Below are 19,249 nucleotides of genomic sequence, written 5' to 3'. Positions count from 1 at the left end.
GTTGGGGTTTGGTCAGACCTCGTCGAGCAGGTCCGCGACCGAGTTGATGATCCGGGACGGGCGGTACGGGTAGCGCTCCGCCTCAGTGCGGCTGCTGATGCCGGTGAGCACCAGGATGGTCTCCAGCCCGGCCTCCAGGCCGCACAGGATGTCGGTGTCCATCCGGTCACCGATCATCGCGGTGCTCTCCGAGTGTGCGTTGATCGTGTTGAGCGCCGAGCGCATCATCATCGGGTTCGGCTTGCCGACGAAGTACGGCTCCACCCCCGTCGCCTTGGAGATCATGGCGGCGACCGAGCCGGCGGCGGGCAGGGCGCCCTCCACGGAAGGACCGGTCACGTCGGGGTTGGTGCAGATGAACCGGGCTCCGTCGTTGATCAGTCGGACGGCCTTGGTGATCGCCTCGAAGCTGTAGGTGCGGGTCTCGCCGAGCACCACGTAGTCGGGGGCGAAGTCGGTGAGCACGTAGCCGACCGCGTGCAGCGCCGTGGTCAGCCCGGCCTCACCGATGACGTACGCGGTGCCCCCCGGCCGCTGGTCGGCGAGGAACTGCCCGGTGGCCAGCGCCGACGACCAGATCGACTCTTCCGGCACGTCCAGTCCCATCCGGCTCAGCCGGGCCGTCAGGTCGCGCGGGGTGTAGATCGAGTTGTTGGTCAGCACCAGGAACGGCTTGCCGGAGGTGCGCAGCCGGTTGATGAACTCCGGTGCGCCGGGCACCGGCTGGCCCTCGTGCACCAGCACGCCGTCCATGTCGGTCAGCCAACTCTGCACGGGCTTGCGGTCATGCATGATGATCCTCAGAGGTCAGGGGCGGCGGGTCGGCACGCAACAGACGGTGGCGCAGGTGTCCCACATCGGCAGCTCGCCCAGGCGGCGGCGCAGCTGCGCACCGTCCGGGTCCGTCCGCTCGGTGACCAGCTCACGCACCATGGTCACGAAACGCGGGTCGGTGCCGGGGGTGTCGGCCCGGACGAAGTCCAGGCCGAGCTGCTTGGCCGTCTCCAGTGCCTCGGTGTCCAGGTCCCACACGACCTCCAGGTGATCGGAGACGAACCCGATCGGGCTGACCACCACGCTGGTGGTGCCGCTCTGGGCGAGGGTGGCCAGGTGGTCGTTGATGTCCGGTTCCAGCCACGGCACCTGCGGGGGGCCGGAGCGGCTCTGCCAGACCAGGTCGTACTCCAGCTCGGGCGCGGCGGCAGCGGCGACAAGGCGGGCGGTCTCGCGCAGCTGCGCCTCGTACCGGCCGCCGTGCGGGCCGGCGTTGGCAGCCATCGAACTGGGGATGGAGTGGGCGGTGAAGACCAGCCGGGTGGTGTCCCGCTTCGCCGGGTCGAGCTGGCCCACGGCCGCCCGGACCGCGTCGGTGTGCGGCTCGACGAAGCCGGGGTGGTCCCAGAACTGGCGCAGTTTCTCGATCACCGGCGCGTCCGCGCCGACAGCGGCCCGGGCGGCGGCGATGTCCTCCTGGTACTGCCGGCAGGACGAGTAGCCGCCGTACGCGCTGGTGACGAAGGCCAGCGCCCGGGTGACCCCGTCGTCGCGCATCTGGGTCACCGTGTCGGCGAGCATCGGGTCCCAGTTGCGGTTGCCCCAGTAGACGGGCAGGTCGAGACCGTGCGCGGCGAAGTCGGCGCGGACGGCGGCCAGCAGGTCACGACACTGCTGGTTGATCGGGGACACCCCACCGAAGTGCTGGTAGTGCTCGGCGACCTCGGCCAGCCGCTCGGGCGGCACGCCTCGGCCGCGGGTCACGTTCTGCAGGAACGGCATCACGTCCTCGGGCCGCTCCGGCCCACCGAAGGACACCAGCACCACCGCGTCGTAGGACATGGGGTCATTCTCACCCCTCGGCCTGGACCGCCCGGCGACGCCCCCTGGTCCGGCCGCGCAGATCACGCGAACGGCTGTCGGGAGCGTCGCCGGGGAGAAGCGTCAGGGACCGTCAGGAGCCGATGGCGTGGTATCCGCCGTCGACGTGGACGATCTCGCCCGTGGTGGCCGGGAACCAGTCGGAGAGCAGCGCCAGGCAGGCCTTGGCGGCGGGCTCCTGGTCGGTGAGGCTCCAGCCCAGCGGGGCCCGGTCGGCCCAGGCGTCCTCGAACTGGTCGAAGCCGGGGATCGACTTGGCGGCGATGGTCCGCAGCGGCCCGGCGGCGACCAGGTTGCTGCGGATGCCCTGCTTGCCCAGGTGCATGGCCAGGTAGCGCGACGCCGACTCCAGGCCGGCCTTGGCCACGCCCATCCAGTCGTAGACCGGCCACGCCTTCGTCGCGTCGAAGGTCAGACCGACCACCGCGCCGCCGGGCGACATCAGCGGCAGCGCGGCCATGGCCAGCGACTTGTACGAGAAGGTGGAGACGTGCAGGGCGGTCGCCACGTCCTCCCACGGAGCGTCGAGGAAGCCGCCGCCGAGGCAGCTCTGCGGGGCGAAGCCGATCGAGTGCACCACACCGTCGAGGCCGTCGACGTGCTCGCGTACCCGGTCGGCGAGGCCGGCCAGGTGCTCGGTGTTGGTGACGTCCACCTCGATGACCGGGGCGGGCTCGGGCAGCCGCTTGGCGATCCGCTCGACCAGGGAAAGCCGGCCGTAGCCGGTGAGCACGACCTGCGCGCCGTTCTCCTGGGCGAGCTTCGCCACCGAGAAGGCGATCGAGGCGTCGGTGATGACACCGGTGACGAGCAGCCGCTTACCGGCGAGCAGTCCGGACATGCAGTGTTTCCTCCGTACGTTGTCGAGGAGCGCTGATCAGTGGCCCATGCCGAGGCCGCCGTCGACCGGGATGACGGCGCCGGAGACGTACCCGGCGCTGTCGGAGGCCAGCCAGGTGACCACCCCGGCGACCTCGTCCGGGCTGGCCATCCGGCCGGCCGGGATCGACTTGCGGATCTCCGCCTTGCGGTCGTCGGACAGACCCGCGGTCATGTCGGTGTCGATGAAGCCGGGCGCCACCACGTTCGCGGTGATGTTGCGGCTGCCCAGCTCCCGGGTGATCGAGCGGGCCACGCCGACCAGACCGGCCTTGCTGGCGGCGTAGTTGACCTGCCCGGCGCCGCCGGCGAGGCCGACCACCGAGGAGATGAAGATCATGCGGCCCCACTTGGCGCGGAGCATCTTGCCGGAGGCCCGCTTGGCGACCCGGAACGCGCCGGTGAGGTTGGTGTCCACCACGTCGGTGAACTGCTCCTCGGTCATCCGCAGCAGCAGCGTGTCGGCGGTCATGCCGGCGTTGGCGACCAGCACCTCGACCGGGCCCAGCTCGGCCTCGACGGCGGTGAACGCGGCGTCGATGGAGGCGGCGTCGGTGACGTCGGCGCGGACGGCGAACAGGCTGCCATGCTGGCCGGCTCCGCCTGCGCCAAACCCCGGCTCGGCTCCGCCGGCGCCGGGCACTCCCCCACCCCGGTGGGTGACCGCCACCCGGTCGCCCTGCTTGGCGAAGGCCTGCGCGATGGCCAGGCCGATTCCCCGGTTGCCGCCGGTCACCAGCACGGTACGGGCCACTGTTCCCCCTTGCGAATGGTCAGCACGGACGCGTCGGAGCCTAGGCGTTACCGGCAGGTAAGCGCTAACGGGAGTCGCGTCACACCGGGGTACGACACCGGGATCAACCCCTGGTGGCACGCCCTGGAGGCAGCCGAACCGTAGCCTTCCGGTGGTGAACCGGCAACCGATCGCCGTGGCCCTGCGGGCCCTGCGGCACACAGTGCTGGGCCGCGACGTCCCGCCCGGCCGACGGCTGCTGGCCCGCTGGCCCGGGCTGGACCGGTACGCCACCCCGGTCGGGTTGCTCGCCGTGCTCGGTCTCTTCCTGATCACGCTGACGGTGGAGAGCGAGTGGGGCCTGTCGACGCCGATCGCCCTGCTGTTCGCGGCGATGACCGTGGCGCCGCTGCTGGCGTTGCCTCGGCGTCCGCTGCTGGCCTGGCGACTGACCGTGCTGGCCCTGTCGATATGCACGTTCAACGCGCCGGCCGACCAGGCCTGGCCGTGGACCCCGCCGCTGGCGCTCGGGTCGATCGCGGTGCTTGCGGTGGTCGTCGCACGGGTCGACCGGCCGGTGCTGGTCTGGGTGGTGGCGATCAGCACGGTGCCGGTGCTCGGCCTGGTCGACCCGGACAACCGGGTGCCCGTCCTGCTCCTGCTCGGCGCGCTGGCGATCGTCGGCGACCTGATCCGACGCAACCGGTTGTCCCGGCACGCCCTGGCCGCGCAGACCGAGCAGAGCGAGCGGGAGCAGGAGCGCCGCGCGGTGCTGGAGGAACGCACCCGGATCGCCCGGGAGATGCACGACGTGGTGGCCCACCACATGTCGCTGATCGCGGTGCAGGCGGAGACCGCCCCGTACCGGCTCACGGACGTGCCCGCGCCGGCCGCCGCGGAGTTCGTCGCCATCGCCGCCTCGGCCCGCGACGCGCTGACCGACATGCGACGGTTGCTGGGGGTGTTGCGCAGCGAGTCGTCCGGGCCGCAGACCGCGCCGCAGCCGGACCTGGCCGACCTGGACGCCATGGTGGACGCGGCACGCCGGGCCGGGCTGCCGGTGACCCTGGACGCCGGGCCGGTGGACGAAGGGCAGGTGCCCGCGCCGGTCGGGTTGGCCGCGTACCGCATCGTGCAGGAAGGTCTCGCCAACGCGGCCCGGCACGCAAGCGGCGCCGCGGTGCGGGTCACCGTCCGCGCCGGTCGCTCCGGTCTGGAGGTACGCGTCGAGAACTCCCCGGCCGACGTCCGACCGACCGCCGACGGCAGCCCCGGGCACGGGCTGACCGGCATGCGGGAGCGGGCCACCTCGCTGGGCGGTACGTTCACCGCCGGGCCGCTGCCCGACGGGGGTTACGCGGTGGCAGCCGAACTGCCGTACGACGGGGAGGGCGGGGACGCGTGATCAAGGTGCTGATCGCCGACGACCAGGCGATGGTCCGGCAGGGCTTCGGCGCGCTGCTCGCCGCCCAACCGGACCTGCTGGTGGTGGGTGACGCCGCCGACGGCGCGCAGGCCGTGGCGGCCGCCCGCCGGCTCGACCCGGACGTGGTGCTGATGGACGTGCGGATGCCGGTCATGGACGGGCTGGAGGCCACCCGCAAGCTGCTCGGTGACCGTTCGGCGCAGCGGCCCCGGGTGCTCATCCTCACCACCTTCGACCTGGACGACTACGTGTACGAGGCGCTGCGCGCCGGGGCCAGCGGCTTCCTGCTCAAGGACGCGCCGGCGGCCGATCTGGTGCAGGCGGTGCGGGTCGTGGCGGCCGGGGACGCGCTGCTCGCCCCCGCGGTGACCCGCCGGCTGATCGCCGAGTTCGCGGCCCGCCCGGACCGCCACCGTCCGCGCCCCACCGACCTGGCCGGGCTCACCCCACGGGAGACCGAGGTGCTGCGGTTGATCGCCCGGGGTCGCAACAACGCGGAGATCGCCGGTGACCTGGTGGTGGCCGAGCAGACAGTGAAGACGCACATCGGGCGGATCCTGGCCAAGCTGGGGCTGCGCGACCGGGCCCAGGCCGTGGTGCTGGCGTACGAGACGGGTCTGGTGGCCGCCGGCGAGTAGCCCCGCGGAGCCAGCCCGCAGACGGCTCCCCGGGACGACGACCGAGCCCCACCCACCCGCGCACTCTCCCTCCGGACGACATTCCGGAGGGAGAACGTGATGCGACGACGAGGTGCCAGCCGGGTGGCGGTGGCCGCGCTGCTCGGCGTGAACCTGGTCCTGCCGACCCGACCCGAGCCGGTTGCTACGGCGGGGTTCGTCGAGGCGTACCCGGTCATGGCGGCGGCGATGCGCGCGGCCGGGCCGCCGTACGCGGACTGGGTGGCCGACGGACGCCGGTTCCTGACGTTCGACCCACGCGGCGACGGCCGGGCGGTCGAGGTGCTCGGCGACCTGGCCGGTGCGGACCGGATCGCGGTGCTGGTGCCGGGGGTGGGGAGCACCCTGGCCGACTTCGACCGGGGGTTGGGCGGGGTGGCCCGCCGGGCGCCAGCGGTGCAGGCCGGGCAGCTCTACCAGGAGCTGCGGGCGACCGAGCCGGCGGCGCGGGTCGCGGTGCTGGCCTGGCTCGGCTACGACCCGCCCGACGGGGTGCTGACCGCCGCCGGTGGCGTCAGCGCCCGGCGCGGTGCGGACGGGCTGGCCACGCTGCTGCGGGAGCTGGCCGTACGGCGTCCGGCGGCGACGATCACGCTGGTCGGGCACAGCTACGGGGCGTTGGTGGTGTCGCTGGCAGCGGCGGACGCTCCGGCCCAGATCACCGACGTGGTCAGCCTCGGTGGCGTGGGCGCCGGGGTGCAGCGCGCCGACGACCTGCCTGGCGGGCGGCGGTTCTGGGCGGCCGAGGCGCCCAGCGACTGGGTTCGTCGGGTGCCGTCGGTGCGACTGCTCGGCCTGGGCTTCGGCCGTCGCCCCGGCGACCCGGCGTTCGGTGCCCGCCTCCTACCGGCGGGTGGGGTGGACGGGCACGACGGCTACCTGGTGCCGGGCAGCGCCGCGCTGGTCGCGGTGGCGGCGGTGGTGCTGGGCGGCGTCGGGGTCGGGGACGCCCGATGAGCCGGGACCGTGCCGTCGACGCGTTGCGGGCGTACGCCATCGGCGGGGTGGTGCTGGGGCACTGGCTGGTCACCGGGCTGGTTCTGACCGGCGACGGTGGGCTGCATCAGGCCAGCCCGCTGACCGCCCTGCCCGGTCTGGCGCCGCTGACGTGGGCGTTGCAGACGCTCGGATTGTTCTTCTTCACCGCCGGGTTCGGCTCGACCCGGTCCCTCGCGCACCACCGGGGAGGCGCGGGCGGTTGGCTGGCCCGTCGGCTGCGTCGGCTGCTCCTGCCCACTGTGGCGCTGTTGGGGGTGGGCGCCGCCGTGCTGCTCGCCGCCACCGTCGCCGGCACCTCGGACGACACGCTCACCGTGGCGTTGCGGCTGGCGATCAGTCCACTGTGGTTCCTGGTGCCGTTGGTGTTCCTGGTCGCGGTGACCAGCCCACTGCGCGCCGCCGTACGCCGCTGGGGTGTGGCCCGGTGCGTCGCGCCGGCTGTCGCCGCGGTCGCGGCTGTCGACCTGGCCGTCCGCCTGCTTCCGGCCGGCACCGAGGTGCCACCGGTCACCGTGCTGGCGGCCTGGGCGGTGCCGTACCTGCTGGGCGTGGCGCACGCCGACGGGCAGCTGGACGGTCGTCGGGCGGCGGGCATGGTGGCGGGCGGGGGAGCCGTCGCGCTGGGGGCGCTGCTGGCGCTGGGCTACCCGGTGAGCGCGGTCGGCGTGCCCGGGGCCGGTGTGTCCAACCTGAACCCGCCGTCGCTGCTGGCAGTGGCGCTGGCGGTCACCCAGGTCGGGCTGGGGCTGCTTGCCCGGCCGGCGCTGGAACGGCTGCTGGACCGGCCACTGCCGGGCCGGGCGGCGACCGAGGTGAACCGGCAGGCGGTCCGGATCTATCTGTGGCACCAGCCGGTGCTGGTGGCGGTGACCGCGCTCACCGCTCGCAGCGGGCTGACCCTGCCGGGTCTGCACACCGTTCCGGACGGCCCGGGCTGGGTGCTGGCGCGGCTCTGCTGGTTGCCGCTGCTGGCTGCGGTGCTGGTCACGGTGGTGCGGACCGGCCAGCCGCGGGCGCGGCGCCACCCGGGAGGTGGAGGGGTCGCCGGCCGGTCGGCCGAGTGCGTCCGGGCGACACCGCGGGTGTACGATCATCGACGTTCCGGCCCGCCCGACCTGCAGGAGGTGATCGCTGTGCGAGATAGCGATCCTCCCAGTCGTGGCCGGGCCGATGGTCAGCCCCGCTGAGCCACGACTCAGTCTGGTGAGCTGACCCAGCTCCGCTCCCCCACCGCTTCGGCCGACGCCGAGGCGCGTGTGCCGCGCCGTCCGATTCGCCGACGGTCGCCGGGAGCCGCCCGGTCACGACTTCGTGTGCGCGTCCCCACCCCCTGCGGTCCGCCCCCGCACGCGGACCGTCCAGCCGCCACCCGGAGCCGTCCATGAGCCGCTACGTCGCCCCGCTGGGCTTCACCCTCGCCGCCGTATGGGTGGCCATCGTCTTCGTGCTCGCCGGTGGCGGTCACTGACCGCTCCGGATCGGCGACGGCTGGAGCTGCCCCGTGCTGGTGCCGGCGGCGGTCGCTGACCACCGCCGGCCCGTCGTTCAGAGCATCCGGGACGACCACAGCAGGCTGAGCGCGCCCGCGCAGAGCGCCAACAGCAGCGCGAACCCCGCGTACCACTGGGTCACCTCACGCGGCTCGGTGCGGAACCCGATCGAGCTGCCCATGTCCTGGTAGACCTGCTTCAGCTCGCTCACCGAGGCCGCCTCGTAGAAGTAGCCCTCGGTGGTCTCGGCAAGCTCGGCGAGCGCCATCCGGTCCACCGGCACCCGCTGCAACTGCCCGCCGATGTCGACCTGGCCCGTGTCGGTGCCGAAGGCGATGGTGGAGACCGGGACGTTGGCCGCCTGCGCGGCGGCCGCCGCCTCCTCCACCGCGCGACCGGAGGTGCGGAAACCGTCGGAGAGCAGCACGATCCGTGCCGGTGGGATGCCCGCCGCGCCATCGGCCGGCACCGACCGGATCGCCTCCAGGCAGGTGAACACCGCCTCGCCGGTCGCGGTCGCCTCGGCCAGCACCAGCCCGTCGATGGCACTGGTCACCGCGTCCCGGTCCTTGCCCGGCGGCACCAGCACGTTGGCCGCCTTGGCGAACGACACGAGGCCCAGGTTGTAGCTCTCCGGCAGCTCACCGACGAACTGCTTGGCCGCCTCCTGGGCCGCCTCCAACCGGTTCGGCGCCACGTCGTCGGCCTGCATCGACAACGACACGTCGATGGCGAGCATCACCGTGGCCCGCTCCAGCGGCTCCTTGGTGTCCACCGCCGGCCGGGCCAGCGCGGTGGCCAGCACCAGCAGGCAGAGCAGGAACGCGGTCGCCGGGACGTGCCGTCGCCAGCCGAGCCCCTTCGGCGCCACCGTACGCAGCAGGTCCACGTTGGTGAACCGCATCGCGTACGCCCGGCGGTGCAGCTGCCGCCAGATGTAGAACGCGGCGAGCGCGAACACCGGCAGCACAGCCAGCAGCCACCACGGTTGCATGAAACGGATCATCGTGTCGTCCCCCGGGTGCGGGCGTGCCGCTGCGCGGCCACGAATCGCACCATGTCCAGCAGCCAGTCTCGGTCGGTACGCAGACGCAGGTGGGCCGCGCCGGCGCCACGCAGTGCGGCGGCGATCGTGGCCCGTTGGGCGGCGGCGGCATCAGCGTAGCGCTGCCGCAGTCGAGGGTCGGCGGTCTGCACCTCGTGCAGCTCGCCGGTCTCCGGGTCGACCACCGGCAGCACGCCCACGTCGGGCAACTCCAGCTCCCGAGGGTCGATCACCTCGATCGCCAGCACGTCGTGGCGGACCCGGAGCTTGCGCAACGGACGGGCCCACTGCTCGGCCGGCGAGAGGAAGTCCGACACCACCACGGCCACCCCGCGTCGACGGGGCGGACGGTTGAGCATCTCGATCAGGGCGCCCAGATCACCACGACCGGGCTGGATGGTGGTGCCGGCGACCGTACGCAACAGGCCCTGCGCCTCCTTGCGACCGGAACGGGCCGGCAGGCGGGTGAGCACCCCCGGCCCGGCCGGTGGCGGCGTGCCCCGCCAGCGTCGGGCCGGGGCGGACGCGCCGCCGCCGGTGCCGATCACGGCGCCGATCCGGTTGCCGCCGCGCACCGTCAGGTGGGTGATGGCGGCCGCGGCGGCGACCACCACCTCGCGCTTGAGCCACTGCCCGGTGCCGAAGTCCAGGCTGGCGGACAGGTCGAGGGCCAGCCAGGTTTCCAGCTCCCGGTCGGCGACCGTACGCCGGACGTGCGGAGTCGTGGTGCGTGCGGTGACCGGCCAGTCCATCCGGCGCACGTCGTCGCCGGGGCGGTACTCCCGTGACTCCCCCGCCTCGCTGCCCGGTCCGGGCAGCAGGCCGGCGTAGTCGCCCTGGAGCAGACCGTCGAGCTTGCGGGTGACGAGCAGTTGCAGCCGGGACAGCACGGCCTCACTGCGGTCGGCGAGGGGGGCGGGACGAGGGGTGGGTGAGGTCACGGCCGCTGCCCGGGCCAGCCAGCGCCCGGCGGCGGCGCGGTCGACGACGGGGTGGCCTGCTGGCGGGGAGCGACCGCCGGGAGAGGGATCGTCGACATCACCCGGTGCACGATGTGGTCGGCGGGCACGTCGTCGGCCAGCGCGTCGTAGCTGAGCACCAACCTGTGCCGCAGGATGTCCGGTGCGATGTCCTGCACGTCCTGCGGCAGGGCGTAGTCGCGTCCCCGCAGCAGCGCCAGGGCGCGGGTGGCCCGGACCAGGCCCAGTGAGGCGCGCGGGCTGGCCCCGTACTGGATCAGTTGCGCGACGTCGGGCATCCCGTGCTCGGCCGGGGCGCGGGTGGCCAACACCAACCGGACCGCGTAGTCGACCAGGGCGTTGTGCACGAAGACCTGGTCCGCCTTGCGTTGCAGGGCGATCAGCTCGGGGGTGTCGAACACCGCGGTCGGCTCCGGCGGGGACACGCCCATCCGGTAGACGATCTCCCGTTCCTCCGCGTCGGTCGGGTAGCCCACCACGATCTTCATGAGGAACCGGTCCCGCTGCGCCTCCGGCAGCGGATAGACGCCCTCCTGCTCGATCGGGTTCTGGGTGGCCATCACCAGGAACGGCTCGGGCACCCGGTGGGTCTCCCCACCGATGGACACCTGCCGCTCGCTCATCACCTCCAGCAGCGCCGACTGCACCTTCGCCGGAGCGCGGTTGATCTCGTCGGCGAGCAGGAAGTTGACGAAGACCGGGCCCAGCTCGACGTCGAACTTCTCACTCGACTGCCGGTAGATCCGGGTGCCCATGATGTCGGCCGGCACCAGGTCCGGGGTGAACTGCACCCGGGCGAAGGACCCGCCGACGACCTTGGCGAGCGTCTCCACGGCGAGCGTCTTGGCGACCCCGGGCACCCCTTCGATCAGGCAGTGGCCCCGGGCGAGCAACGCGACGAACATCCGCTCCACCATCCGGTCCTGCCCGACGATCACGCGTTTGATCTCGAACAGCGCCTTCTCCAGCAGAGTGGCGTCCTGCGCGGGCGTGGTCACCGGCGCAGGCGTCTGCGGTGCCGCCCCGTTCGGCGTCGGGGCGTCGGGCATGGTCGGCTGGGCCACCGGTCCTCCACAGCGTTGGTCGTCGTCGCGGCTCGTGCGGTATCAAGACTCGCACGCCTTGCTGAGTGTCGAGGTGGGGAGAAGCCGATTTTTGCCGCGCCGTCCCCGGCGGCCGAATCGTGCGTCGCGGGCGTGCACGGACCGGCCCGCCGCGTGTACGATTCACCCCGTCGCCGGGCGGCTCCCCCCGTGGTCGCCCGGCGATCAAACTTCCTCTCCCGCCGCCCTAGACTGGCCGGGATGAGCATCCCCTCCCCCGCCGACGAGGCCCTGGTCTGCTCGGCCCGGGGCTGCCGCGCCGCTGCCATCTGGGCCCTTGAGTGGAACAATCCGCGGCTGCACGACGCCGATCGGCGCAAGACCTGGCTGGCCTGCGACGAGCACCGGAGCACTCTCGGGGGGTTCCTGGACGCTCGCGGCTTCCTGCGTGCCGTCACTCCGGTGCCCGGATCGCCTACGCTCGACGTGTGAGCGGCGACCCACCGGCTTCCCCCGGCCCCACCTCCCCGTCCTGGCCGCCCACCCCGGCCCCCGAACCCGGCGTCGAGCCGCCGCCCGGTGCGTTCCCCGCACCCGGCACGCTCGGCCCGGAGCCCGCCGCGCCCGACGTCTCCTGGCCCGCCCCACTGCCACCGGCGGCTCTGCCACCACCCGACCACCGGCCGCAGCCCGGCGCCGACCAGCGGGCGCCCGACCTGCCGGCACCCGGCCTCCTGCCACCCGCCCCCTCCGGCCCGCTGTCCACTGGCGCGCCGGTGGGGCGAGGGCCGCTGGAGCCCTGGCCGGACACGGTCAACTGGCAGCCGATCTGCACCGACCTGATCTGGGTGGAGCTGATCCGGCTGGGGGTCGTGGTCGCCATCGGGCTGGCGGTGACGGGAGTGGGCTGGGCGTTGAGCGGCCACTGGCTGTTCGGGCTCGCCGTCGCCGTCGTCGTGCTGCTCGGCGTGTGGCGGGCCATCGCGATCGTCCGGGCGGTGCGAGCCTGGGGGTACGCCGAGCGGGAGAACGACCTGCTGGTCCGGCACGGGCTGCTGGTCCGGCGGCTCTCCATCGTCCCGTACTCGCGGATGCAGTTCGTCGACGTCAGCGCCGGGCCGTTGGAACGCGCCTTCGACCTGGCCACCGTGCAACTGCACACCGCAGCGGCGGCGAGCGACGCCCGGGTGCCCGGGCTGCGCCCGGCGGAGGCGTCCCGGCTGCGCGACCGGCTCACCGCGCTCGGCGAGGACCGGGCCGAGGGCCTGTGAGCGGGAGGAGTGAGCCGGGGTTGCGAGCCCCGCAGTCGCGAACGAAAGGCGACTCTGTGAGCGCGAGGAGTGAGCCGGGGTTGCGAGCCCCGCAGTCGCGAACGAAAGGCGACTCTGTGAGCGCCCGCGCCAGCAGCCGCCGACCGCGCCGAGGGCCGCTCCGATGAGTGACGGGCCCGCCGAGCCGAGCACCGTGCCACCCACCGGCCCGACGCCACCGGGTCCGGTGCTGCCCGCTGGCGCGCCAACTACTGGCGCGGCACCGCCGGGGTCGATGCCGCCGGGGGCGCCCGCGCCGTGGCCGGCACCGGCTGGCGGTGCCGAGGGTGAGCCCCGGCAGCGACTGCACCCGCTCAGCCCGGTCCTGCACGGCGCCAAGTCACTGGTCGTGGTGATCGCCGGGTTGTCCTGGTCGACGCTGTCCCGGGTGGGCTTCGGCTGGTTCGCCGCCATGGTGGCGGTGCTGGCTCTCGGCGCGACAGTGCTGTCGGTGGTGAGCTGGTACAACACCGGCTACCACGTGGTCGGCCGCGAACTACGGGTGTACGAGGGGCTGCTCTGGCGGCGTACCCGGGCCATCCCGTTGGAACGACTGCAGGCCGTGGAGGTGGTCCGACCGCTGCTCGCCCAGCTCACCGGTCTGGCCGAGCTGCGCCTGGAGGTGGTCGGCGGGGGCAAGACGGAGGCGCCGCTGGCGTACCTCGGGGTGGCCGACGCGGCCCGGCTGCGCGAGCGGCTGCTGGCATTGGCCGGGCGGGTCGCGCAGGCACCCGCCCCGGAGCACGCGGGCGCCGTGGTGCTCCCGGGAGCGGCGGCGCCGACGGCGGCCGCGCCGGGCCGGCCACTGCACGCGGTACGCAACCAGAGTCTGCTGATCAGCCAACTGCTCACCCCGCAGGCGTTCCTGCTCCCGTTCGGTGTGGCCTTCGTCGTGGTGCAGTTCCTCACCGCGGGGTCGTGGTCGTTCGTCGCGGTGGCGAGCACGCTGACCGCGATGGCCGGCGTGCTGCTGCAACCGGTGCGGCGGGTGCTCGACGACTGGAACTTCCGGCTGGCCCGCGACGGCGGCACGCTGCGGGTGCACAACGGCCTGCTGGAGACGCGGGCGCAGACCGTGCCGCTGGCGCGGGTGCAGACCGTACGGGCCACCTGGCCGCTGCTCTGGCGGATGAAGGGCTGGCTGCGGCTGCGCCTGGAGGTCGCCGGCTACTCCGTCGCGGAGGCTGACGATCGCAACCGGCCCGACCGGCTGCTGCCGGTTGGTGACCTGCCGACCGCGACGATGATCGTCGCGGAGGTGCTTCCGGGGGTACGCCTCGACGCGCTGGCGCTGAGCCCTCCGCCGACCCGGACCCGGTGGCTGCACCCGCTGGGCCGTCGCGCGTTCGGCGCGGGGCTCTTCGACGAGGTCTTCGTCACCCGTTCCGGGCGGCTCACCCGGCAGGTGGTGATCGTGCCGTACGCCCGCATCCAGAGCGTGCGGGTGGTGCAGGGGCCGATCCAACGCCGACTCGGGTTGGCCTCCGTGCACGCCGACACCGCGGGCGGTTCCGGTGCCACCGCCCAGGACCGCGACCTGGCAGAGGCCTGGGCCCTGGCCGCAGACCTGACCACAAGAGCCCACCAGGCCCGCAACCCCACCTGACCTCAACCCCGCACTCCACCTCACCCCCGCTCCACCTCGGTTGATCATGAAGTTATAGCCGCGACACGCCGTCGGGGCGGGCGCTAACTTCATGATCGACGGGAGCTGGCGGGGCCGTACGCCGACCCGGGGCGGGCCGGGGTGGGTCAGTGGTCGGTCTTTGTGGGTTCGCGTGGGGGGCGCTGGGTGGTGGGTGGGTGTTCGGCGTCGTCGTCGGGGGCGGTGGCCTGCCTTGGTGGTTCCGTGCGGGGCGGTGGGGGTCCGGCCTTCGGGTGGCGGACGCGCCAAGCCGCCCAACCACGCTCGGCCAGACCGACCACCAGGAAGGTCAGCCCCACGTACGCCCAGCCGACCAGCACGTCGATCACGTAGTGCTCACCCGAGTAGACCAGGGTGAAGGTCATCGCCAGCGGGTACGCGAGCAGCAGCGGCCACCAGCGACGGCGGGTGCTGGTCAGGAAGAACAGCACCACGAACAGCGCCCACGCGGTGTGCAGCGACGGCATCGCGGCAACCGGGTTGGAGGCGATCTGGCCGGCGTTGAGGACGTTGCCGGCACCGTGCATGCCGAACGCCTTCCAGCCCCGGGTGGAGATCCGGGCGACCTCGGTGAGCAGCCCGTTCTGTGCTGCCCACCACGGCGGGGCGGCCGGGTAGATGAAGTAGGTGACCAGGCCGGCGGCGCAGAGGAAGCCCCAACGCCGCATGTATGCAGCCCAGCGGTGCCGGTCGCGTAGCCAGAGCACCGCGGCGGCGGCCAACGCCACCACGAAGTGCGAGAAGTACACCCAGCTCGCCGCGACGTCCCACCAGTGCACCTGCGGGTGGTAGAGGTGCTGCTGCAACCAGACGGTCGGCACCTCGCCGCCGGTGGCCCAGCCGAACATGAACCGGTCGGCGACGATCAGCTCCATCGCGTGCGGGGTGGCCCCGTTGTCGGCGAACCCGCGTGACAGGTTGTACACGACGAACAGCAGCACCACCGGCACCCAGTCCCGGGCGAAGCGCAGGTGGCTGCGCCACGGCCGGTCGCTGTTCCAGGCGATGGTCGCGAGCCAGATCCAGACGAAGGCGTACGCGGGGTCGGTGGGCAGCCCGATGGCCAGCCACGCGGCCACGAAGGTGACCGCCCAGACGGTCATCGCGACGACACGACGACGACCCCCGTCCGGGGACGCGGGCGGGTCGGTCCGGGCGGGGGGCTGGGGGTCAGTCACGACGGCCATCGTCGTCAAGGTTAACGACGGTCGCGGCATCGACCGACGGGGACCACCCGGCGAAGCCGTGCACAGGTGGGCGGCGGTCGACGCCGGATGCCCGGGCAGGGGCCCGGCGGGATATCCGGGCGGGTGCTCGGCGGGCTCGGCGAGCACCTAGGCTGACGACCATGCAGGAGCAGCCCGAGCCGGCCTTCGCGCCGGGTCTGACCGCCCAGGTCGAGTTGACCGTCACCGACGCGGACACCGCCCAGGCGGTCGGTTCCGGGGACGTGCCGGTGCTGGGCACTCCCCGGGTGCTCGCGCTGGCCGAGGCGGCCACCGTCGCGGCGACGGCTGTCGAGATGCCCCCCGGGTCGACGACAGTGGGCACCCGGGTCGAGCTGGAGCATCTGGCGCCGACCGTGGTCGGTCGGACGGTCCGGGCGCAGGCGCTGTTGGCGACCGTCGACGGTCGCCGGTTGTCGTTCGAGGTCACGGTCAGCGACGGTGACCAGACGGTGGCCCGGGGCCGGGTGGACCGGATCATGGTGGACCGGCAACGTTTCGTCGAGCGCGCCGGGCGTGCGTCGTGAACGCCGGTTTCGTCGAGGTCGCCGACCGGGTGCACGTGCTGGCCGAGCCGCTGCTGCGGGTCAACGTCACCCTGGTCGTGGGCGACGACGAGGCCCTCCTGGTGGACACTCTGTCGTCGGCCGCCCAGGCCACCGACCTGGCCGCCGCCGTCCGGGCGGTCACTGACCGCCCGTTGACGCTGGTCAACACCCACCACCACTACGACCACTGCTTCGGCAACGCCGTCCTGGCCGGCGACCCACCCCGTCCGGTGTACGCGCACGAGCTGGCCGCCGCCGCCCTGCGCCAGGACCCGGAGCGGCTGCGTCGGGAGGCGTACGAAGAGGTGCGCACGGAGCACCCGGCGCTGGCCGCCGAGCTGGCCGAAACCCCGCTGCTCGCCCCGACGCACACCGTGCAGACGGAGACGGCACTCGACCTGGGTGGCCGGCGGGTGCTGCTGCGGCACCCGGGGCGGGGGCACACCGAGGCCGACCTGGTGGTGCACGTGCCGGACGCCGACGTGTTGATCGCCGGGGACCTGGTGGAGCAGAGTGGCCCGCCCGCCTTCGAGGACTCGTACCCTCTGCGGTGGCCGGACGCGGTCGCGGACCTGCTGCGGCTGACGACCGCGCGCACGGTGGTGGTGCCGGGCCACGGCGACCCGGTGGACGTCGATTTCGTCCGCGCCCAGCACGCCGAGCTGGCGAAGCTGGCCTGGCTGATCCGGGCCGCGCACACCGGCAGCGCGCCTCCGGAGCGGGTGGCCGCCGAGGCTCCCTTCGGTGCGCGCGCCGCCCTGATCGCCGCCCGGCGCGGCTACCGCGAGCTCGACGGCGAGGCCTAGCTCAAAAAATCGACGGCGAGGCCCGGCTCGGGAAGCGGCGTTCGACGTCGGCGCGGGTGGGCATGGCGGTGGCGCCGCCGGGTGATTCGCAGACCAGGCCCGCCACCCGCAGTGCGAACGCGACCCGTTCGACCCAGCCTGCCGGGGAGTCCGGTTCGCCGCCGACGAGCAGGTCGGCGATCAGCGCGGCCATCACCGAGTCACCGGCACCGGTGGCGTCGATCGCGTCGACCTTGGGGGCCGGCACCCTCACCGGGTCGGCGTCGGCAGCGGCCAGCACCGCGCCGGCCGCGCCGAGGGTCACCACCACCGTGGCGGCGCCCAACTCACGCAGGTACGCCGCCACCCCCTCGACCGGTTCACCCGGGTAGAGCAGCCCGGCGTCGGCGGCACTCAGCTTGACCAGGTGCGCGCCGGCGGCGAACTCGGCCACCACCTCGCGCAACCCTTCCAGCGCGGCCGGCCCGTCCAACAGCCGGGGACGCACGTTCGGATCGAGGACCCGCAGACCGGTGGCGAGCGACCAGGCGTGTCGGGCGGCGGCGAGCGTGCGGGGTTGCAGCAGCACGATGGAGCCGCAGTAGAGCACGTCCGCGCCCTCCAACTGCGCGAGATCCAGGTCGTCGGGGCCGAGCAGACCGTAGGAGACCGGCTCGCCGTAGAAGCGGAAGTCGGGTTCCGGTCCGGCGTACGTGACCACCGCGAGAGTGGTCGGCGCCGCCACCGTGACCGCGCCGGCCACCCCGACGTCGACAGCGTTCAGGAAGGTGCGGATCCGACCGCCCAGCACGTCGTCGCCGAGCGAGCCGACGAACTGCGCCGCGCCACCGAGGCGGGCCACGCCCACTGCGACGTTGAGCGGCCCACCGCCGATCGCCTGCCGGTAGACGCGCTCCCCGTCACACTCGCTGTCGAGCAGGTCGACGAGCGCCTCGCCGAGCACCACCGCGTATCCCATGCCGATCCTCTCGTCGTCGCCAACCGCCACCGGGCGTCGTCCGCCGGGCCGACCGCCGTGGCATCAGGCTGGCACAGCGGGCCACCCGGCGGGCGGCGAAGGCGACGCAACGGCTACCCCGGCCGGTGGATCGGCCCGTCGAGCGCCGCCAGTGGGCGGCCGGTGCCGCCCCACCGGGCCGCGACGATCTGCGCGGCCACACTCACCGCGGTCTCCTCGGGTGTACGACCACCGAGGTCCAACCCGATCGGCGAGGCGAGCCGGGCGAGCTGCGCCTCGGTGAGCCCTGCCTCGCCCAGCAGCTTGAGCCGGTCGTCGTGGGTGCGGCGCGAGCCCATCGCGCCGACGTACGCCAGCGGGTGGCGCAGCGCCAACTCCAGCAGCGGCACGTCGAACCTCGGGTCGTGGGTGAGCACGCACACCACCGTCCGCTCGTCGACCCGACCGGCGTCCACCTCGGTACGCAGGTAGCGGTGCGGCCACTGCACCACCACCTCGTCCGCCTCGGGGAAGCGTCGCACGGTGGTGAAGACCGGCCGGGCGTCGCAGACGGTGACCCGGTAGCCGAGGAACGCGCCGATCCGGGCGACGGCAGCGGCGAAGTCGATGGCCCCGAAGACGATCATCCGAGGCGGGGTGGCGTACGCGGTCACGAAGAGGCTGACGCCGGAGCCCCGGCGCTGCCCGGAGTATCCGTACCGGAGCATCCCGCTGTGCCCGGCGGCGAGCAGTCCGAGGGCGTCGGCGCTGGCGGCGTCGTCGAGCCGATCGTCGCCGAGCGAACCGATCGGGTGCTGGCCGCCGGCCAGCACCAGCCGCCGGCCAAGTCGCCGGGCCGGATCGGTTGGCTGCGTGCCCGGAGAGTTGCCGCCCAGTGGGTTCTCGGCATCGGCCAGTGCGCCGCCGGCATCGGCCGCCACGCAGGTGACCACCGCCGCCGGTTGGGCGGCCCGGCGGGCGGCGGCGACCGCGTCCAGCCCGGGCAGGGCACCGGGGTCGACGCGCTCCACGAACACGTCGAGGACACCGCCGCAGGTCAGGCCCACCGCGTACGCGTCGTCGTCGCTGATTCCGTACCGGATCAGCTCGGGTGCTCCGGTGGCGAGCACCCGGCGGGCCCGTTCGTAGAGATCCGCCTCGACGCAGCCGCCGGACACGCTGCCGGTGACAGTGCCGTCGGCCGCGACCAGCATGGTCGCGCCGGGCGGCTGCGGCGCGGAGTGCCAGGTGGCCACGACGGTGGCCAGGGCGACCGGCTCGCCGGCGTGGCAACGGCGGTGTGCCTCGTCGAACACGTCCGGCACCCGCTGCCGCCTCTCCGTCACGTCGTTTCCGTACGCAGGATATGGCGTGCACCGACCGCCGACGGGTCTTTTGATGCATCGAGGAACGACTATTGCATTGTGGCGGCGGGGCGTGATGGGATGACGCGTACCGGGCGGTGCGAGGGCTGCGGCACCACCGGTTGCCGGGTTCGTCAGACGCGAGGGCAACGGTCCAGGACAGGACCGTCGACGGCGCACGTCCACCGGCCGATTCCCGCCGGGGCAGGTCGCCGTGACCGTCGCACCGCGCACGACAGCGGTGCGATCACGCCACATCCCACCCG

19 protein-coding genes are annotated in these 19,249 nt (G+C 73.5%); 9 read left to right on the top strand and 10 right to left on the bottom strand.

Annotation, left to right across the window (positions count from 1 at the left end):
• Nucleotides 1-12: 12 nt before the first annotated feature.
• The 4 genes from KBX34_RS13115 to fabG form a co-directional block, all read right to left on the bottom strand.
• Complete coding sequence (locus tag KBX34_RS13115) at nucleotides 13-792, bottom strand: HAD-IIA family hydrolase (protein ID WP_088949177.1); 780 nt, start codon at nucleotides 790-792, stop codon at nucleotides 13-15.
• 15 nt (nucleotides 793-807) lie between these two features.
• Nucleotides 808-1,836, bottom strand: coding sequence for a ferrochelatase (locus KBX34_RS13110; protein ID WP_210794325.1), 1,029 nt, complete (start codon nucleotides 1,834-1,836; stop codon nucleotides 808-810).
• Nucleotides 1,837-1,948: 112 nt separating this feature from the next.
• Nucleotides 1,949-2,716, bottom strand: a complete 768-nt coding sequence (fabI, locus tag KBX34_RS13105; RefSeq protein WP_210925138.1) for an enoyl-ACP reductase FabI — start codon at nucleotides 2,714-2,716, stop codon at nucleotides 1,949-1,951.
• A 36-nt stretch (nucleotides 2,717-2,752) separates the two neighbouring features.
• Nucleotides 2,753-3,508, bottom strand: a complete 756-nt coding sequence (gene fabG / locus KBX34_RS13100) for a 3-oxoacyl-ACP reductase FabG (RefSeq protein WP_088949180.1) — start codon at nucleotides 3,506-3,508, stop codon at nucleotides 2,753-2,755.
• A 154-nt stretch (nucleotides 3,509-3,662) separates the two neighbouring features.
• Here fabG and KBX34_RS34030 point away from each other — a divergent pair, with 154 nt between their 5' ends.
• From KBX34_RS34030 to KBX34_RS13080, 4 genes are all read left to right on the top strand, one after another.
• Complete coding sequence (locus KBX34_RS34030) at nucleotides 3,663-4,892, top strand: sensor histidine kinase (RefSeq protein WP_210925137.1); 1,230 nt, start codon at nucleotides 3,663-3,665, stop codon at nucleotides 4,890-4,892.
• The gene (locus tag KBX34_RS13090) at nucleotides 4,889-5,551 is read left to right on the top strand and encodes a response regulator transcription factor (protein WP_210794326.1); all 663 of its coding nucleotides are present in this window, start codon (nucleotides 4,889-4,891) and stop codon (nucleotides 5,549-5,551) included. The genes KBX34_RS34030 and KBX34_RS13090 overlap by 4 nt, the downstream gene beginning before the upstream one ends.
• 99 nt (nucleotides 5,552-5,650) lie before the next feature.
• On the top strand, nucleotides 5,651-6,547 hold the full coding sequence (locus KBX34_RS13085) for an alpha/beta hydrolase (RefSeq protein ID WP_210925135.1): 897 nt from the start codon (nucleotides 5,651-5,653) through the stop codon (nucleotides 6,545-6,547).
• Entirely contained in the window at nucleotides 6,544-7,776 is a 1,233-nt protein-coding gene (locus KBX34_RS13080) for an acyltransferase (RefSeq protein WP_210925132.1), read from the top strand. Before KBX34_RS13085 ends, KBX34_RS13080 begins: the two co-directional genes overlap by 4 nt.
• A 358-nt stretch (nucleotides 7,777-8,134) precedes the next feature.
• Here the strand turns inward: KBX34_RS13080 and KBX34_RS13075 are convergent, their stop codons facing one another.
• Genes KBX34_RS13075 through KBX34_RS13065 form a run of 3 tightly spaced genes read right to left on the bottom strand, consistent with a single transcriptional unit; the run spans nucleotide 8,135 to nucleotide 11,168 of the window.
• Nucleotides 8,135-9,085 carry a VWA domain-containing protein gene (locus KBX34_RS13075; RefSeq protein ID WP_088949185.1) on the bottom strand — a complete coding sequence of 317 codons (951 nt, stop codon included), beginning with the start codon at nucleotides 9,083-9,085 and terminating at the stop codon, nucleotides 8,135-8,137.
• Nucleotides 9,082-10,083 carry a DUF58 domain-containing protein gene (locus tag KBX34_RS13070; protein ID WP_088949186.1) on the bottom strand — a complete coding sequence of 334 codons (1,002 nt, stop codon included), beginning with the start codon at nucleotides 10,081-10,083 and terminating at the stop codon, nucleotides 9,082-9,084. The genes KBX34_RS13075 and KBX34_RS13070 overlap by 4 nt, the downstream gene beginning before the upstream one ends.
• Nucleotides 10,062-11,168 carry a MoxR family ATPase gene (locus tag KBX34_RS13065; RefSeq protein ID WP_210794329.1) on the bottom strand — a complete coding sequence of 369 codons (1,107 nt, stop codon included), beginning with the start codon at nucleotides 11,166-11,168 and terminating at the stop codon, nucleotides 10,062-10,064. Before KBX34_RS13065 ends, KBX34_RS13070 begins: the two co-directional genes overlap by 22 nt.
• A 240-nt stretch (nucleotides 11,169-11,408) precedes the next feature.
• Between KBX34_RS13065 and KBX34_RS13060 the strand changes: the two genes are divergently transcribed.
• From KBX34_RS13060 to KBX34_RS13050, 3 genes are all read left to right on the top strand, one after another.
• Nucleotides 11,409-11,639, top strand: coding sequence for a hypothetical protein (locus tag KBX34_RS13060; protein WP_210925131.1), 231 nt, complete (start codon nucleotides 11,409-11,411; stop codon nucleotides 11,637-11,639).
• Nucleotides 11,640-11,863: 224 nt separating this feature from the next.
• On the top strand, nucleotides 11,864-12,418 hold the full coding sequence (locus tag KBX34_RS13055) for a PH domain-containing protein (RefSeq protein ID WP_370453096.1): 555 nt from the start codon (nucleotides 11,864-11,866) through the stop codon (nucleotides 12,416-12,418).
• Between the two features lie 163 nt (nucleotides 12,419-12,581).
• Entirely contained in the window at nucleotides 12,582-14,063 is a 1,482-nt protein-coding gene (locus KBX34_RS13050) for a PH domain-containing protein (RefSeq protein ID WP_374223680.1), read from the top strand.
• Between the two features lie 146 nt (nucleotides 14,064-14,209).
• On the opposite strand, the gene KBX34_RS13045 is transcribed toward KBX34_RS13050, so the two are convergent.
• Nucleotides 14,210-15,289: a phosphatase PAP2 family protein gene (locus KBX34_RS13045; RefSeq protein WP_247671756.1), complete on the bottom strand. Its 1,080-nt coding sequence runs from the start codon at nucleotides 15,287-15,289 to the stop codon at nucleotides 14,210-14,212.
• Nucleotides 15,290-15,450: 161 nt separating this feature from the next.
• Here KBX34_RS13045 and KBX34_RS13040 point away from each other — a divergent pair, with 161 nt between their 5' ends.
• Nucleotides 15,451-15,855: a thioesterase family protein gene (locus KBX34_RS13040; RefSeq protein WP_088949190.1), complete on the top strand. Its 405-nt coding sequence runs from the start codon at nucleotides 15,451-15,453 to the stop codon at nucleotides 15,853-15,855.
• Entirely contained in the window at nucleotides 15,852-16,682 is an 831-nt protein-coding gene (locus tag KBX34_RS13035; protein ID WP_210925130.1) for an MBL fold metallo-hydrolase, read from the top strand. The genes KBX34_RS13040 and KBX34_RS13035 overlap by 4 nt, the downstream gene beginning before the upstream one ends.
• 1 nt (nucleotide 16,683) lies before the next feature.
• Here KBX34_RS13035 and KBX34_RS13030 read toward each other — a convergent pair whose 3' ends face one another.
• Nucleotides 16,684-17,640: a PfkB family carbohydrate kinase gene (locus KBX34_RS13030; protein ID WP_210925160.1), complete on the bottom strand. Its 957-nt coding sequence runs from the start codon at nucleotides 17,638-17,640 to the stop codon at nucleotides 16,684-16,686.
• A 113-nt stretch (nucleotides 17,641-17,753) separates the two neighbouring features.
• Nucleotides 17,754-18,965, bottom strand: a complete 1,212-nt coding sequence (locus tag KBX34_RS13025; RefSeq protein ID WP_307871386.1) for an XdhC family protein — start codon at nucleotides 18,963-18,965, stop codon at nucleotides 17,754-17,756.
• Between the last annotated feature and the right edge of the window lie 284 nt (nucleotides 18,966-19,249).

Source organism: Micromonospora sp. M61 (genome assembly GCF_018070245.1).
Lineage (GTDB): Bacteria > Actinomycetota > Actinomycetes > Mycobacteriales > Micromonosporaceae > Micromonospora > Micromonospora zamorensis.
The sequence above is the reverse complement of the archived record's forward strand: the minus strand, read 5'-3'. Positions and strand labels throughout refer to the sequence as shown.